The sequence below is a fragment of the Mesorhizobium sp. WSM4906 genome (assembly GCF_029674625.1).
GTDB lineage: Bacteria > Pseudomonadota > Alphaproteobacteria > Rhizobiales > Rhizobiaceae > Mesorhizobium.
Map to the genome: position 1 here is coordinate 5,145,028 of NZ_CP121355.1, position 15,020 is coordinate 5,160,047.

General features: G+C 63.9%; 14 protein-coding genes. 3 read left to right on the plus strand and 11 right to left on the minus strand.

Annotation, left to right across the window (positions count from 1 at the left end):
- The first annotated feature begins 240 nt into the window (after window positions 1–240).
- Window positions 241–2,742: an EAL domain-containing protein gene (locus QAZ22_RS24845; protein ID WP_278203365.1), complete on the plus strand. Its 2,502-nt coding sequence runs from the start codon at window positions 241–243 to the stop codon at window positions 2,740–2,742.
- A 286-nt stretch (window positions 2,743–3,028) separates the two neighbouring features.
- Here QAZ22_RS24845 and QAZ22_RS24850 read toward each other — a convergent pair whose 3' ends face one another.
- The 8 genes from QAZ22_RS24850 to QAZ22_RS24885 form a co-directional block, all read right to left on the minus strand.
- Window positions 3,029–3,436: a hypothetical protein gene (locus tag QAZ22_RS24850; protein WP_278203366.1), complete on the minus strand. Its 408-nt coding sequence runs from the start codon at window positions 3,434–3,436 to the stop codon at window positions 3,029–3,031.
- Window positions 3,437–3,683: 247 nt separating this feature from the next.
- The gene (locus tag QAZ22_RS24855; RefSeq protein WP_278203367.1) at window positions 3,684–3,977 is read right to left on the minus strand and encodes a hypothetical protein; all 294 of its coding nucleotides are present in this window, start codon (window positions 3,975–3,977) and stop codon (window positions 3,684–3,686) included.
- A gap of 154 nt (window positions 3,978–4,131) precedes the next feature.
- A complete protein-coding gene (locus QAZ22_RS24860) occupies window positions 4,132–5,673 on the minus strand; it encodes a winged helix-turn-helix domain-containing protein (RefSeq protein ID WP_278203368.1) in 1,542 nt (513 codons plus the stop codon).
- Between the two features lie 80 nt (window positions 5,674–5,753).
- Entirely contained in the window at window positions 5,754–6,506 is a 753-nt protein-coding gene (locus QAZ22_RS24865; RefSeq protein ID WP_278203369.1) for a class I SAM-dependent methyltransferase, read from the minus strand.
- 539 nt (window positions 6,507–7,045) lie between these two features.
- The gene (locus QAZ22_RS24870) at window positions 7,046–7,810 is read right to left on the minus strand and encodes a hypothetical protein (RefSeq protein ID WP_278203370.1); all 765 of its coding nucleotides are present in this window, start codon (window positions 7,808–7,810) and stop codon (window positions 7,046–7,048) included.
- A gap of 466 nt (window positions 7,811–8,276) precedes the next feature.
- Window positions 8,277–8,687, minus strand: a complete 411-nt coding sequence (locus QAZ22_RS24875; RefSeq protein WP_278203371.1) for a TadE/TadG family type IV pilus assembly protein — start codon at window positions 8,685–8,687, stop codon at window positions 8,277–8,279.
- Window positions 8,677–9,117, minus strand: coding sequence for a TadE/TadG family type IV pilus assembly protein (locus QAZ22_RS24880; RefSeq protein WP_278203372.1), 441 nt, complete (start codon window positions 9,115–9,117; stop codon window positions 8,677–8,679). Before QAZ22_RS24880 ends, QAZ22_RS24875 begins: the two co-directional genes overlap by 11 nt.
- A 4-nt stretch (window positions 9,118–9,121) precedes the next feature.
- Window positions 9,122–10,360, minus strand: coding sequence for a pilus assembly protein TadG-related protein (locus tag QAZ22_RS24885; RefSeq protein ID WP_278203373.1), 1,239 nt, complete (start codon window positions 10,358–10,360; stop codon window positions 9,122–9,124).
- 279 nt (window positions 10,361–10,639) lie between these two features.
- On the opposite strand from QAZ22_RS24885, the gene QAZ22_RS24890 reads away from it, so the two are divergent.
- Window positions 10,640–11,857: a TadE/TadG family type IV pilus assembly protein gene (locus QAZ22_RS24890; protein ID WP_278203374.1), complete on the plus strand. Its 1,218-nt coding sequence runs from the start codon at window positions 10,640–10,642 to the stop codon at window positions 11,855–11,857.
- On the opposite strand, the gene QAZ22_RS24895 is transcribed toward QAZ22_RS24890, so the two are convergent.
- The 3 genes from QAZ22_RS24895 to QAZ22_RS24905 form a co-directional block, all read right to left on the minus strand.
- A complete protein-coding gene (locus QAZ22_RS24895) occupies window positions 11,841–12,680 on the minus strand; it encodes an FkbM family methyltransferase (RefSeq protein WP_278203375.1) in 840 nt (279 codons plus the stop codon). The genes QAZ22_RS24890 and QAZ22_RS24895 overlap by 17 nt on opposite strands.
- Before the next feature lie 362 nt (window positions 12,681–13,042).
- Window positions 13,043–13,279, minus strand: coding sequence for a hypothetical protein (locus tag QAZ22_RS24900; protein WP_278203376.1), 237 nt, complete (start codon window positions 13,277–13,279; stop codon window positions 13,043–13,045).
- Window positions 13,280–13,359: 80 nt separating this feature from the next.
- Entirely contained in the window at window positions 13,360–13,599 is a 240-nt protein-coding gene (locus QAZ22_RS24905; RefSeq protein ID WP_278203377.1) for a polymerase, read from the minus strand.
- A 414-nt stretch (window positions 13,600–14,013) separates the two neighbouring features.
- On the opposite strand from QAZ22_RS24905, the gene QAZ22_RS24910 reads away from it, so the two are divergent.
- Window positions 14,014–14,394 carry a cupin domain-containing protein gene (locus tag QAZ22_RS24910; protein WP_278203378.1) on the plus strand — a complete coding sequence of 127 codons (381 nt, stop codon included), beginning with the start codon at window positions 14,014–14,016 and terminating at the stop codon, window positions 14,392–14,394.
- Window positions 14,395–15,020 lie beyond the last annotated feature (626 nt).

Below are 15,020 nucleotides of genomic sequence, written 5' to 3' on the forward strand. Positions count from 1 at the left end.
CCCCTGACAGTCTCTCGCCGCTGCGCAAAGGCAGTTCTTCAATCGAAGCGGGCAAATTACGGCAAGTCCCGTTTTAAGTCAGCTTTAATACGTTTGGGTGCGAGATTGGCGGAAGCGCTCCCAATCTCTCGCGCAATTGGCGCTCGCGGGCGGGACTGGCCTCATCGGACCGGCGTTTATATGAAACGGTTGAAGGACGTTAGTGTCGGAACCAAGCTCTCTCTGGGCTTTGGATTGGCATTGCTGTGCATCGTCGGATTAGGAGTATTTGGGGTCGAGCAACTGCGATCGCTCAACAAGGTCACGAGCGAGATCACCGGCGTTTGGTTGCCGCAGGTCCAGATCGTGGAGGAGATGAAGCGCAACCTCGCGGAACACCAGCTCTATGCAACGCTGCGCATGCGCAGCGCCGATATTCGGCAGACGCCGGGTATCGATGACGAGATGGCAAAGGCAAGCGAAGAAATACTTCGAGATCGGCGCGCCTACCGCAGGAGTGCCGGATCGCCGGCCGAGCAGGACCTGTTCGATCAGTTCGTCTATCTGTGGACGGCCTATGAGGACTCCCTGACAACGATTTTCCCGCTGCTCGAAACAGGGGAGCAAGCGAAGGCCGTCAAAGAATTCGAAACGGTATCGCTGCCGACCGTGGCGGACGCGGCTCAGCGGCTGGACGGACTGCTGGCCCTCACCAATCAGCGCAGCATGTCCGCCGCAGCCATGGCGGATCGTACCTATAACGTCGCGCAGCGGCTGGCCTGGGCCGCGATCGTCTTTGCCGCCGCGTGCCTCGGCATGCTTGTCGCCTGGATCCGACACAATGTCAGCAAGCCGATCCTCACCGTGAGCGAGGCGATGCATCGGTTGACGCTGGGTGACCGCCGCTCAACCCTCGTTGCGCTGAAAAGGGACCGGCGCGACGAGGTTGGGCTCTTGTTCTCGGCTTTTGCCGGCTACCGTGCCAGCCTGGAGCGGAGCGACGCCTTGGTCCGCGAGGCCGAGCTGGAACGGCAGCATCTGGCCGCCGCCGCCGCGAACATGCCGGTGGGTCTGTGCATGTTCGATGCCGAGCGACGGCTGGTTTTCTGCAACCGGGCCTACGGCGACCTCTACCACCTGCCGGAGACGCTGACCCGCCCCGGATCGCGGTGGGTCGATCTGATGCGGTTCCGGATCGCCGCTGGGCTTTATGTAGGCCAGGACCCGGACAGGTATCTGGAAGAGCTCTCGGCGACCATCGACCGCGCCGAACGTGTGGTGAGCCTGGTGGAGCTCAGGGACGGGCGCACCATCGACCTCATTCATCAGCCGTTGCCGGGCGGCGGGTGGCTCGCCACGCATCACGACGTGACCGACTTGCGGCGCAGCGAAGCCCGCATCTCCCATATGGCGCGCCATGACGGGCTTACTGATCTTCCAAACCGCATATTGTTCCGTGAACGTGCCGAGGAAGCCTTGGCCGAGATGGAACGCAGAGATGGCAAAGCCGCCTTCCTTTGCCTCGATCTCGATCATTTCAAGATGGTCAACGACACGCTCGGACATCCGATCGGCGACGCCTTGCTGAAGGAGGTTGCCTCCAGGCTGAGGCAGGTCGTGCGTGAAGACGATACGGTGGCCAGGCTCGGCGGCGACGAGTTCGTGATCATTCAAAGGGAGGCTGGTCAGCCGGTCGAGGCCACGGCGCTTGCGCAACGGGTCATCGATGCGCTGAGCGAGCCTTACGTCGTCGATGGTCATGGGGTTGTGATCAGCGCCAGCGTCGGCATCTCGATTGCACCGAACGATAGCAGGAACGCCGACCAGCTGCTCAAGAACGGCGACATGGCGCTCTATCGGGCAAAGGCGGAGGGACGCGGGACGTACAGGTTCTTCGAGCCGGAAATGGATGCCCGCATGCAGGCGCGGCGGTTTCTCGAACTCGACCTGCGCGAGGCGCTGGTCCGAGGGCAATTCGAGATCTACTACCAGCCGCTCCTCAATCTCGGCCGCGGCGAGGTCAGCTGCTTCGAGGCGCTGCTGCGCTGGCATCATCCGACGCGCGGCATTGTCTCCCCGGCCGAGTTCATTGCCCTGGCGGAGGAGATCGGCCTGATCGTCCCGATCGGCGAATGGGTGATCAAGCAGGCCTGTCTCGACGCGGCACGCTGGCCCGATGGCATCAAGGTTGCCGTCAATCTGTCGCCGACGCAGTTTCGCAGCTCGCGCTTGCTTTCGACGATCGTCGAGGCATTGGATGTCTCGGGGCTGCCCCCGAGCCGGCTCGAGCTCGAAATCACCGAGACGGTGCTGCTGGCCAACACCCAGGCGACCCTGGCGATGCTGCAGCATATCCACATGCTGGGCGTGCACATCGCGATGGACGACTTCGGAACCGGGTATTCGAGCTTGAGCTATCTGCGCTCGTTCCCGTTCGACAAGATCAAAATCGACCAGTCCTTCGTCAAGGATGCCAATGACGTCGACAGCTCGGTCGCCATCATCCGAGCCGTCACGAGCCTTGGCAGCAGCCTCGGAATGCAGACCACAGCCGAGGGGATCGAGACAGCCGAGCAGCTCGAGCGGGTACGAACGGAAGGCTGCACCGAGGCACAGGGCTTCCTGCTCAGTCGGCCGCTGCCCGCCCGGGATATCCCCGCAATGCTGGAGCGGGTGCGTGCCGTCGCGGCCGGCGACCTCATCAGGCCTGCGCCCGAAATGACAGCAGGGCGGCGTCGCAGGAATGCAGCCGCCAGCGCTTAAAGCGCGTCGCGTTGAAACGCCTTGGCAGCCCATACCCTCCGATCGTCATCCTCGGGCTTGACCATGCCGTGATGGTGGCCGAGGAATGCGGTCGATCAAATTCTGCACCGTTGCACGGCTCAAAGGTAACGACATGGATCCTAGGGTCTGCGCTCCGCTTCGCGTCGCTCCGCCCTAGGATGACGAAGTGATGGCGTTCCGCCTCGCTGTTGGACGGACATCGAAACGCCGTGCGAACTTTCCGACTTTCCGCGCGGCGTTCGACTGCGTTTCGCTGCTGCCTCGGTCAGCGCGCGGCGGCCGGCGTGGCCGAACGCACCGTTTCCGGCGACGAGAAGACCACGAAGGCGAAGACCAGCACCGCGGCGGCAACGATCAGCGAGCCGATCGCCACGATCGGCTCGATCTGCGGATGGCCGCCCGCCAGCATCCAGTAGAGCGCCGGCAGCATGATGACGAGGCCGACCGTGTAGAGGCCGTAATGGATCATTGCGACGCGGCGCTCCGCCTTCGCGGGATTGAGCGCGTAATAGCCGCCGAAGATCGCGCTGGTGACCCAGCCGAGAAGGTTGATGTGGGCATGCGCCGGGAAGGCGCCGTGATCGCCCGAGATCGCCATCTGCAGCCCGGCCGCGATGCCGAGGATGAGAAACACGACGGCCGTCTTGAAGAAAAGTTCCGAAACCCGCGGCATTTGTTGTCCTCCCAATGCCCTGTGACTCCCTCACCCGCCAAGTCTACACGCCGCAATACATATTAGCCACGACGCATTGAGGGCGAAGGCAGGTTTGGTGTGGATTGTGGGTCGTCGTGGACATTGCGGACGCAAGGATGCGCGAATGCGAACCATCTGCGTCGGCGGGACAGCGCCCCCTCCGTCTTGCCGGACAGAGCCGGCGCGAAGGAGTGCGGCGCTCGCGTTCTACCTAGCGGCGCCACGCTCAGCATTCGCGACGGTGACGACGATCGTCGACGAAGCGTGCAAGCGCCTCGGTGGGGTCGCGGTCGACGGGCAGCGCGAGTGCGTTTTCGATGTCGAAAGCGGTGACGCCGATGTCGCGGCGCTCGCATTCGCTCATGGCGGCAAGAGCTGCGAGGTCGTTCCGCGCCTTCCAGAAGCGCGGCAGCCAGAGCAGAGCCGACGTCACGGCGGCCAGCAGCCGGAAAGGCCGCAAGGGAGAAGCATGCGACGCGCGCTCGGCTGCGAGACCGATGAAAGGAACCGTCGTTGTCATGGTGTTGTCTCCATCCTCGAACTGTCACAGCGACAGCAAGGATGAGGGTAGTCGGCGCCCGGCCGGAGATCGTGAGGTTGCGGTGAAGCTTCGGAGAAATTGCGGCGAAATCGGCAGGCGGGGGACCGGCCCCGGATCAATCGGTTCGGCTGGATCACTCCGGCAGGCCGGCCTCGCGCAGGCCGGAGGCGATGCGTTCGCTCGTGCCCGCATCGAAGGGCGAGGCGTCGCCGACCCTGGCAATGGTGAGCCCCGGGTAGTTTTCCATGAGCCTGCGGCAAACGCGCCGTGCCTCGTCCTTGCGACCGGCATGAACCAGCGCCGTGACTAGCAGGCGCAGTCCCCACCAGGCGCCTGGCTGCCGGCTAAGGCCGCGCTGCATCAGCGCCACCGCCTCGTCATAGCGCGCGGCGACGAAATGCGCCGTGCCGATGCCGATCTCGGCCATGTAGCCCATCGGGTCGCGCGGGCTCAGCCGTTCGAAATGCTCGAACTTCTCTATCGCCGCCTCGGGCCGCTCGCGATAGACGTCCAGCCAGGCGCTGCGCAGCCAGGCCCAGGCGGAATTCGGATCGAGCGCGCGCGCCCGCGCCAGATGCATGTCGGCGACATCGTAGTCGCGGGCGAAGGAATGCGCCGCGCCGAGCACGGCAAGCACCATCGGGTCGTCGCCGGAGAGCGCCGCGCCCTTCTGCGCCAGGCGCAGCCCCTCCTCCCGTGAAGCGGCCGGCGTTTCGGTCCAACGGTAGCCAGCGCGCTGCAGATGGCACCAGGCGAGCAGCGAAAGCGCCAGCGGATAGTCCGGCTCGATCGCGATCGCATGGTCAAGCAGCGTCCCTGCCTCCTCGTTCTGTGCCCGCTCGAGCGACCAGGTGAGCGGAAAGGCGCGCAGCACGTAGTCGTAGGCGGCCAAGCTTTCCGGCCGCTTGCGCCGCGAGCGCTCGATCTCGGCCGACAGGATGGAAGGCTGGATAGCGCCGACGACGCTCTCCGCAAGCCGGTCCTGCAGGTCGAACACGTCGGCCATGGTTCCGTCATAGCGGTTGGCCCAGATCGTCTTGCCGGACGACTGATCGATGAGCTGCCCCGTGAGACGGACGTGGTCGCCGGCCTTGCGGACGCTGCCGGTCAGCAGGTAGCGCACGCCGAGTTCGGCTCCGGCCCGTTTCAAGCCATCGGCCTGCCCCTTGTAGGCGAAGCTCGAATTGCGGGCGATGACAAACAGCCAACGCATGCGCGACAGCGCGGTGATGATCTCGTCGACCATGCCGTCAGCGAAATAGTCCTGCGCCGGATCGCCGCTGAGATTCTCGAAGGGCAGCACGGCGATCGACGGCGCGTCGCGGGCGCCCTGCCCCGCTTCCGTGGCCGGCGCATCGCGATCCCCCATGCGACGGACCCGGTCCTCGTCGATCACATAGCCGCGCCGCAGGACGGTGCGGATCAGACCGTCCGCGTCCGGGCCGAGAGCCTTGCGGATATCCTTCATGCACTGAGTAAGGGAATCGTCGGAGACGGCGATGTTGGGCCAGACGGCATTGACCAGCTCATCCTTGCCGACGACGCGGCCGGCGTTCTCCAGCAGATAGATGAGCAGCGAGAGCGATTTGGCGCGCAGGTCGACGTCGTGCCCGCCCCTCTGCAGCCTGCCCTTGTGCAGATCGAGCCTGTGGCCGGAGAATTCGAACGTCGTCATGTCGCCCCCAGGGAGACGTCCAGCCAGTTCGGCCGCGCGACGGAGAGCTGTCGATCAACACCCTAGCACATTCGAAGCCATCAAGCCTGTCCCGCGACATCGGGCCTCCGTCCGCTGAAGATCGCGTGGCCGGCGTAGAGCCAGGCGCAATCGACTGCGGTGAACCCGGCTTCGGCCAGCCAGGCAAGCTGCTCGGCCAACGAGGACGGTTTGTCGATCGGCTCGCCGTCGGGATTGCGGAAATAGTTCCAGCCGAGGCGGTTGAACTCGGCGAAGGCCGCCAGGTCGCCGTCGATCGCGAGCGAGCGCGAGCGCACCGCCTCGTCCCACTGCCGTGCGGCGATGGCGAGGCCCGCGGCGCTCGGCGGACGCACGATGTCGGCCACCACGAAGGCGCCGCCCGGGCGCAATGCCGCCGCGACGTCCGCAAACAGCATCTGCTTCGGTCGGCCGTCGAGGTGGTGGATGGCGAGCGAAGAGACGATCGCTTGCGGCGGCTCGGAAAAGCTCCGCCAATCGCGATCCGCCAGATCGAAGGCGGCCGTGGTCAGGCGGCTTCCATGGTCGCTGCAGGTTTTTTGCGTCTGCTCGCGCATCCGCTCCGAACCGTCGAGCGCCAGCACCCGGCAATCGGGAAACCGCTCCAGCAAGGCGCGGCTGAGCAGCCCCTCGCCGCAGCAGAGCTCGACCATCAGGCCGCCGGGTGCGGCAGGGATCAGGTCGGCGATGATGTCGATCTGGCGCTCGCGCTCGGGAACGAAGTAGCGGCCATAGTCGAGAAAGCTGCGGGAATGGTTCTCGTCCCAATGCCGATCGCCTTGCATGTCCGCCATGATGCAATCCTTCCATTTTCGCCGACCCTGCCCGAGGCTGGGCCGACCGTCGTGATGCCCGGCTGAAATTCGGCTGAAATCGGGGGGAGGAGTGAACGGCGCCTTGTAGCGCTGGTCGACCCCCACTCCGTCTCGGCTTCGCCGAGCCACCTCTCCCCCGATCGACGGGGTAGAGGAAAGGGGCCAGGCTTTTTGCCGTCAGCGGTCGTCCAGCAAGGCTCCCTTCCTTTCCCTCCGGAGGGGGGAAAGGTGGCGCTGCGAAGCAGCGACGGATTGGGGGAACCACGTGGCAATCAAGCCTCGGCCTTATCAGTCACGCCAGTCACAGAAGATGTGTGCATAGCATAGCCCAAGTGGGGAGGGGACCAAGTGGGGGAGATGGCCGGCAGGCCAGAGGGGGGCGCGAGGGATCGCGACGCATGCGGCTTGCTCCCTAACACCCACAAGGATTTTTTCAGGAACCGCCCGAACAAAATGCCGCCGGGCGAGGCCCGGCGGCATGGCAGTCCACCCTCTGGCAGATTCGCCGCTGTCGTGCCTTACGGCGTCGCCGCGGCTGCCTGGTCGATCTTGTCGGCCAGCACGCCCTTGGCCCAGTCGGTGACTTCGGCGTCGACCGGCTTGTTGGCCATGTCCTGGAGAGCGGCGTCGAGCGAGGCGTCGTCGGGGGCGGGTGTATTGGTCGCCGCGGTCTGGGCATCGGTGAGCGCGGTGTTGGCATCATTCAGCGCGGTGGTCGCGTCATCGATCTGCGCCTGCAAGGCATCGATCTCTTCTTGCGTTGCAGGCGGATTCGCCTGCTGCAGCGCGGTCATCTGGTCATTGAGCGCGTCGAGCGCGGCCTGGGCGTCGGCCACGGCCTGCTCCGCCGCCGTCACGGCGGCCTGCGCCTTCTGGGCCGCAGCCGCCTGCGTCACATAGGCCTGGATGCCCGCGAACTTCTTGCTCTTGGAGTTCATGTAGGCGTTGATGTTGCGCTGCAAGGAGTTCAGCCGGCCGAGCTTGGCATGCAGGTTCTTTTCCTTCGGCGTCGCGGCGGTGGTCGTGTCGTCCGTGGTGTCGTCGGTCGTATCGTCCTGCGACTTCGCCAGCTGACCCGGCGCCGATGCCTTGCCACGCGAGGCGCCGCTGTTGCCCTTGCCGCCGCCGTTGCCGCCACCATTGCCATTGCCGCCGCCGTGGTCGCCGCTATTGCCGTGGCCGCCGCCATTGCCGCCGCCGTTGCCGCCGGCGCCGGCAAGCGCCGGAGCAGTCGCGAGTGCCAGGACGGCAAGTGAAGCCAGAAGTGTCTTTCGGATCGTCATCGTGTTTCTCCGCAAGGTGAATCGCCACCACTGCCCAACCGCTAGGCCGCCTCATATGAGAATTCCCTAATGGCTTGGAGTAACTTTTAAGCAAAAACCGTTTCGGCAAGGGAGCAAGCCGGCCATACCGTCCCGGCACTGGCCGCGCACCTATATTAACCTACTGAAATCATTCAATAAATAAATGGTCTCGGCATGGCTCCGCCCTCTGGAACAATGAAGGCCCATGCCCCGTCGGACCATGGGCCCAACGCCATCCGGCCTGCGTCTGTCGAAGGGCTCCAGGCCCTTGTTTATGCATATGATTTCCGCACCAACGCGGCACAATTTCGGACGCCACGCAAGGGCGCTGTAAAACGGTCCGCCAGCGCGCTTCAACGGCCGGACGCCGATCGCATCCAGGACGAACACCATCATATATTTATATATATACTCGCATATACTTATATATTCTGGCCAGCCCGCCTTAGCTGTTGACCAGCGGCACGGTGACGGTCGTCGAGTAATTGATCGGGTAATCGCTGAAATAGGGGAAGTTGATGACGAAGGCGTAGCTGGCGCTGACATGCGCCATCTTGAAGCCGCCGCTTGGCGGGTCGGTGGTGATCGTGACTGTCACGTTCTGCAGGCCGAGCCCCTGCAGCTTCTGCGTCGCGATCGTCTGGATCTGAGCCTGGGTCAGCGTCTTGTCGAGTTGCAGCGAGCGGGCGGAGGCTTCCAGCGCGTAGCGCACGCTGGACTCGTTGTTCATCGACCAGCCGAAGGCGAAGATGCCGAACAAGAGCATGATAAGGAAAGGCGCGATCAGCGCGAATTCGATCGCGGCTCCGCCGGAGGCATTGCCGGCAAACGCCTTCGCTCTCCGTCTAGCGGACACGGATCACCTGCTGGTGATCGAGTGCGGTATTCTTTGGGAAGGGGCCGAAAGTGAAAGGCGGGACCCAGGTGCCCGACGCCGCGATCTGGACGAAGACCGAGGGCACCTTCGGCCCTGCGCAGATGGTCGTCGACGTCACCACGGTCGTTCCGCACTTGTAGGTGCGGGTCACCGCGACCGCCGCGTCGTCCGGCTTCTTTTCCCAGCTCGCAAGAGCAGCCGCCTGGACGGCAGTATCGTCGCTCGCGCCGGCCAGGAGCAGGTTCGCCGCCGTCTTCACGCCCGCCCGCATTGCCATCGAGCTGGTGGTATAGGACCAGCCATCGGCGACGCCGAAGAGCGCGGCGCACAGCACCGGCAGCACCAGCGCGAATTCCACCGCGGCAGCGCCGGAGCGGTTCTTGCGGAAGCGGGTTGCCAGCGTCCCCATCCCGCTACTCGACGATCGCAATCGACGGGGCCGCCGGTATGTCCTTCATCCCGAGGCTCGAGCAGTCCTGGTTGATGGTCGAACTGCCCGACCACTGGATGGTGTCGGCGACGACCTGCGTGCAGCCGTTCTTGCCGGAGAAATTGCCGAGATAGTCGACCTCCTGCCTGGGGAAGTAGATCGCGCCGGTCAGCAAGGAGTCCGCGGTGCCGTTGAAGTTGCTTTTTGCGCTGGTGCCATTCCTGTCACCATAGAACAGCACCCCCGAATAGATGCCCGAGGTCTGCGCGCTGAGCGTCACGGTGGCGTTGCCGTTCATGCTGACGGTGTTGCTGCCGGTCATGTAGATGGTAACCCCGCTGCCGGAGACGACCGCGCCCGCGTTGATCTTCAGGCTGCCCTGGACGACATAGATGCCGGGCTGCAGGGTGACGTTGCCGCTGAGGCTCATGCCGTTGCAATAGGTGCCCTGCGTGAGTATTTGCGACGTTTTGTTCGCGTTGACTTTTGAGCACGAGTTCGAGGCGGCGGGCGCCGGCAGGCTGGAGAACGGATCGGACGTAGGCAAGGCCTGGGTGATCGGGCTCTTGCAGACCATGCTCACCGGATTGTTCAGCACGACGCCGCCCGCCGAGATCAGGCAGTCGGTCTGAAGAGACGCCGAGCCCTGGACCTTGATCGCATCGCTGGCGATCGAATTGGCCATAGTGACGCAGCCGTTCTGCTTGACGGTAGTGCTGCCGGAATAGAGCACCGCCTGCGGGGCCGACTGACTGAGCGCTACGTTGCAAGCCTTGGAGGCGTCGGTGATGAGCGCCACCGCCCTCGCCTGCTCGGGCACCTTGCTCTCGCTGAAAATGGAGGTGAACACCCGGTCCAGGTTCTGGTCGAGGATCACCTCGACCGCCTTGTTGGCCGTATGAGGCCCCGAGGTCGGCGGCGTGTGGACGGTGATGGTACCGGTGCCCAACCCATTGTCAGCGGCCGACTGTGTCGCGGCCGCCGTGATCGCTGCCGTATCGGATCCGCCGATCTTTTCCAGCGCGCCGGCATAGGCAGCGGCGTCGGCCGTCGCCTGCAGCTTCAGGCTCGAATAGTACCAATAGGAGGTCTCGACGCCGAGCCCCGCCCCGCCGACGACGACCGGCAGGGCAAGCGCGAAGATGGTCGCGACGTTGCCGCCCTCGCCGCTTCGCAGGCGACGAAAGGCGAAGTGTCTGAATATCCGACTGAATGAGGCCATGGCCCAGCACGCCCAAGCTATCCCAGCCGTCAGCTTCAGCACCTGTCGATAAACGAATGGCTAATTTTATTGCTCGACTTGCGCCGGTCAGACCCCTGGACGCATTTTTCTGCACCTTGCGTGCAAGCACTAGGACCTTAGGCCCAATCCTTATGGGACCTAAGGCTAAGCATCGGAAAACCCACCAATTTTAGGACTTTCTGCATTTTAACTTTTTCGGAAATCGCTCGTAGAGACGGCCGTCGTATCTCTGTCCCATCTCCGGTGAGGGCGGCTCCGATGATTGGACGGTTCTGGGCTTCGAAGCGTGGCAATTTCGCGCTGACGACCGCGATCGCCATGGTGCCGCTGATGCTTGCCGTGGCTGGCGCCGTCGACCTGGTGGGTACCAGCGACGATGCCGCGCAGCTGCAGAACTCGCTGGACGCGGCAGGCCTTGCGATCGGCACGAAATACCAGGCGGGCATGTCGGCGAACGATGTGCGGCAGCTCGGCCAGACGTTGTTCGCGGCCAATATGAGCGCCGCCGACGCCGGGGAATATTCGGGCAGCGTCGCCGCCTTCCAGGCGACGGCGAGCGGCGATCCGAGCGCCTACTATATTTCGCTGTCGTCCGCCATCAGCCGGCCGGCCTTCGTCAGCGGCACGCCGGCCTGGCAGGCGACGCGCTCCGCCTCCGTCAAGATCAAGCCCGGGGCGCAGGCCTGCGTGCTGGCGCTCGATCCGCATGTGAGTTCCGCCGTCAGCCTGCAGGGATCCACCAATGTCGCCATGAAGGGCTGCGTGATCGCCGCCAACTCGGACGCAGCCGACGCCGTCAGCCGGGGCGGCTCGGCGATCGTCAGCGCCGGATGCGTCTCGACGGTCGGCGCGACCTCGGGCTTGACGCCACCCAACGCCACGCTTTCCTGCGGCACGCCGCAGGAAAGCCAGTACGCGTCCTTCGATCCGCTGGCCAACGTCACCCCGCCCGCCTACGGGCTCTGCCAGCCGATGCCCAACGGCAAGACGGTCACGCTCTCGCAAGGCACCTATTGCGACAAGACATGGTCGGGCAAGATCACGCTCAATCCGGGCATCTACGTCCTGCGCAACGTCACCATAAAACCCGGCGGCAACGGCAGCCTGACGGGCCTGGGCGTGACGATCTTCCTGATGGAGAACTCGCAGCTCTATATCAACGCCAACGAGACGGTGAACCTCTCGCCGACCACCAGCGGCCCCTATGCCGGCATCACCATCTTCCAGGACCACGGCAACACGCAGGCGCTGACGCTCAACGGCGGATCCGGCTCGGTGGTGAGCGGCTTCATCTACGCCCCCGACGCGGCCATCACCTATGCCGGCAATTCGGACATGAGCTCGCAAGGCAGCTGCCTGCGGCTGGTCGGGAAAACCGTCGATATAACGGGGAACTCGGCAGTGAAGTCGGACTGCGCGGCCGAGCTCGGCAACCGCGAAATGTATGCCGGCAGGATGATCACACTGGTGAAGTAGCGCCGGCCAATCCCGCTCCTCGATTGGCTTCAGCGGCAAGCATTTCAGAGTCCAGGAATATCAGGTTTTCGCCGTTCACCAGGCTGTCGATTCTCCTTCCGCTCATCGTCAACCATGAATACACATGGGTGAGGCAACCTCTGCCGGGGAACATGAAGTCGTGCGGTTCGACGATGACGCAAGGCGCACCCTTCAGGATATTGCCGTCTCGCGTTGCCTCCAGTTCGGCGCCTTCGATGTCCATTTTCAACATCAACAATTTCGCCCTGGGAAATTCGGCAAGAAGCCTCTTGAGGGTGATCGACCGAACGCCTTGTCCATCCGATACGGCCCGCGCCCAGGAAGGAGCCTCGCTGTTGACGAGTGCAACCTCACCGTCATGGCTCCAAAGCGCGCCGTGAACCGGTGCGATCCGGTCCAGATCGGCACAGTTCAATTGCAACGCTTCAAAGGTCTGACGGTCCGGTTCGACAGCTATCACGATGGCATCGGGATAGCCGTCTCGAAGGAAAATCGATGAGTAGCCGACGTTGGCGCCCGCGTCGACGATCATGGGTACGAGCCCCTCCTTCCTCCATTGAGCAGCAAGGCGGGTAAGCGCGTCGCGGCCCAGTTTTCCAATTTCGTATTCGCAATGCCCAAACACCTGGGAGACAACAAACAAGTCGCTGTCGGTCGGCCGCAGAAGCAGTTCGTGGCCCCGACAGCGAACTCTTATTGCCCGCCCGATCCCCAGGGCGCGACGGAGCAGCAGCGAGAACGTCGTTGTCCAACCGACAGCCCGCACGAGGCCGTCCAAATGATAGAGCTTGGGGTAGTCCATGGCTCAACTATTCCCATGAGGGTTGGAGTGGTCTGTGCCGACGCTCCGACCGGGGGCATGCCGTGCCATAGCCAGGTCATATGACTCTTCGAGGTAACGTTCCCCCGCCGCCAAACGGACCATGCAAGGTCCTCCATTTTTTAGCGTCAACGTGCAGCGCGGAACTGGCCGATGAAGGGCAGGAGCGAGAGCGGAAAGCAAGACAACCGAAGGAGGTAGAAGTACTTCTCAGGGTCGTGCTCCCTTAGGCGCATAGGAGCCGGCAACGGTCCATCCGCGCATGCGACGCAAGGCGCATCGAACTTACGCAGCAGCGACCAAGCCGGTGCGGTGAAGCGAACCGCTGCCGGCGATCGGCGATTTCAAGGCTCCGGCACGATATCCGCGCCCGGCTGTTCGTCGAACAGCACCGTGCAGCCGCGCTCCAGCGCGACCTGGCTCAAGGCATTCGCGGCGGCTTCGTCGGACGAGACGAAGTCGCCGGTCAGCACGCGCAGTTCCTCGACGGCTTTCGACATCGAGATGAGGCGTCCGGCCGCGCGATCGCTCGCGCAGGCGTCGACGACGCAGAGGAGATCGATGAGTTCGAAGCTATCCATGGCGGCCTCCGCCCACAGCATCCCTTCGCGGGAATCAACGGCGGGGCGGGCGGCGAGGTTCCGCCTTGAGTGTCCCCCGCTCACGAATCCGACGGCGGCCTTTGTGGTGCAAGCTTGAGATCGAAGCGGGGCGGCAGGCATGGCTCGAAGCAGACGCCGCGCACCGATCCGGTGGTCGTCGGATCGACCGGAAGCAGTGCGACCATCTGCGCCTCACGGGCGGGCCATAGCGGCCTGCCGAAAAGCAGGAAGATGCCGGTGATCAGTGCCGCCAGCAACAGCGCGGCGAATAGGTTCGCGATCATCTCGCCGAGTTGCATGGGCACCTCCTGGAGGGAACTGCCCGCCACATCGCAGGAAATGGCGGGCACTCCACTCTCAGCCGCCGATGAAGGGACTTTGTTCGACGGCCTGTGAGGCAATGAATTGCCCGCGCACTTGTTTCCAGAAATCCGGCCGTTCGGTCCTCTGCGTTGCGAGGTGCGACTTCAGTCCGACCGGCACCATGGGACCGTAGCCCCGATGCGCAACCAGTTGCCAGGAGAACACGTTGATTGGGAGGCTACTCCAGCACCTGCCCGCGTCGGAAGGCGCGGGCTCTTTTTTTCCGGGCTGCAACCGGCCCGCCCGCAATTACATTAGCAATCGCTCATCGAAAGGCGTATGAATCCGGCAGCGGTCGCCGACGATCGCGTCCAGGCTGCGCTTGCAATCCTTGGAAATGGGAGGATGCCATGGCCGAAGCTGCAATGAACGTCACCAAACTCGAATCCAAGTCGCACAACAATCCCGACGAGGTCCGCTCGCCCGCCAAGACGCGCGTCGAAATCGTGCGGCTGCCGGGCTTCACGCTCGGGCGAATGAACATGCAGCCGGGCTGGAAATGGTCCGAATGCGTGAAGCCGGTGGTCAAGACCGAAAGCTGCCAGGTCTCGCATGTCGGCTATGTCGTGTCCGGGACGATCACCGTGCGCATGACCGACGGCACGCAAAAGACCTTCGAGGCCGGCACGTCCTACACCATTCCGCCCGGCCATGACGCCTGGGTGGAAGGCAATCAGCCGTTCCAGTGCATCGAGGTGCTCAGCGCAGAACAATACGCCAAGCCGGCATAAGCGCGGCACGTCGAATTCGGGCGGCAGTCGAGGCGAAAGCCGGCACAGCTTGCTTGGCGCTGGCAGGCGGCATGGCCGCGGTGGCGGCACTTTTTCTGGCGGACGGACCATGGCCGAGCTTGCCCGGCTTCGTCCTTTTGGATGCATATCGATATCTTAGCAGGAGCGTATATTTCTCATCAGCCGGCGCCGTGTTTTTCTTCCGAGCCCCCGCCGGTTAGGCCCGGCGCATGCTGGCCTACCCCGCCAGAGCGCCGGGCCGCTCCCGCGTCGTGGTCTCCGTCGCCTCTCATCCGGAGTTTACGGCATGGTTCGTGAATTGCAGGCGTTGACGCCGCGGCCGGCGGCATGGCATTGCCGCAGAGTATCATATCAATCGATGCAGATTTGCCACACCCGACGACCGTTTAGCGACTGCTAACGTTAATTGATGCGGCCTGTCGGGCTGCTGGGGTGATATATGGTTATCACCCACGTCGGCGGGGGCTTTGGGTGAGGCCCGACCTGCAGGTGCCTTTGCGCGATCCTTCCGCGGCATGGCCTGCAAGTCGGGTCTTTTTTGTTCGGCAAGGGCCGTGCCGACGTCATATTCAAGAAACTCGCCGGGCGAGACCCAAGCTCCTCAA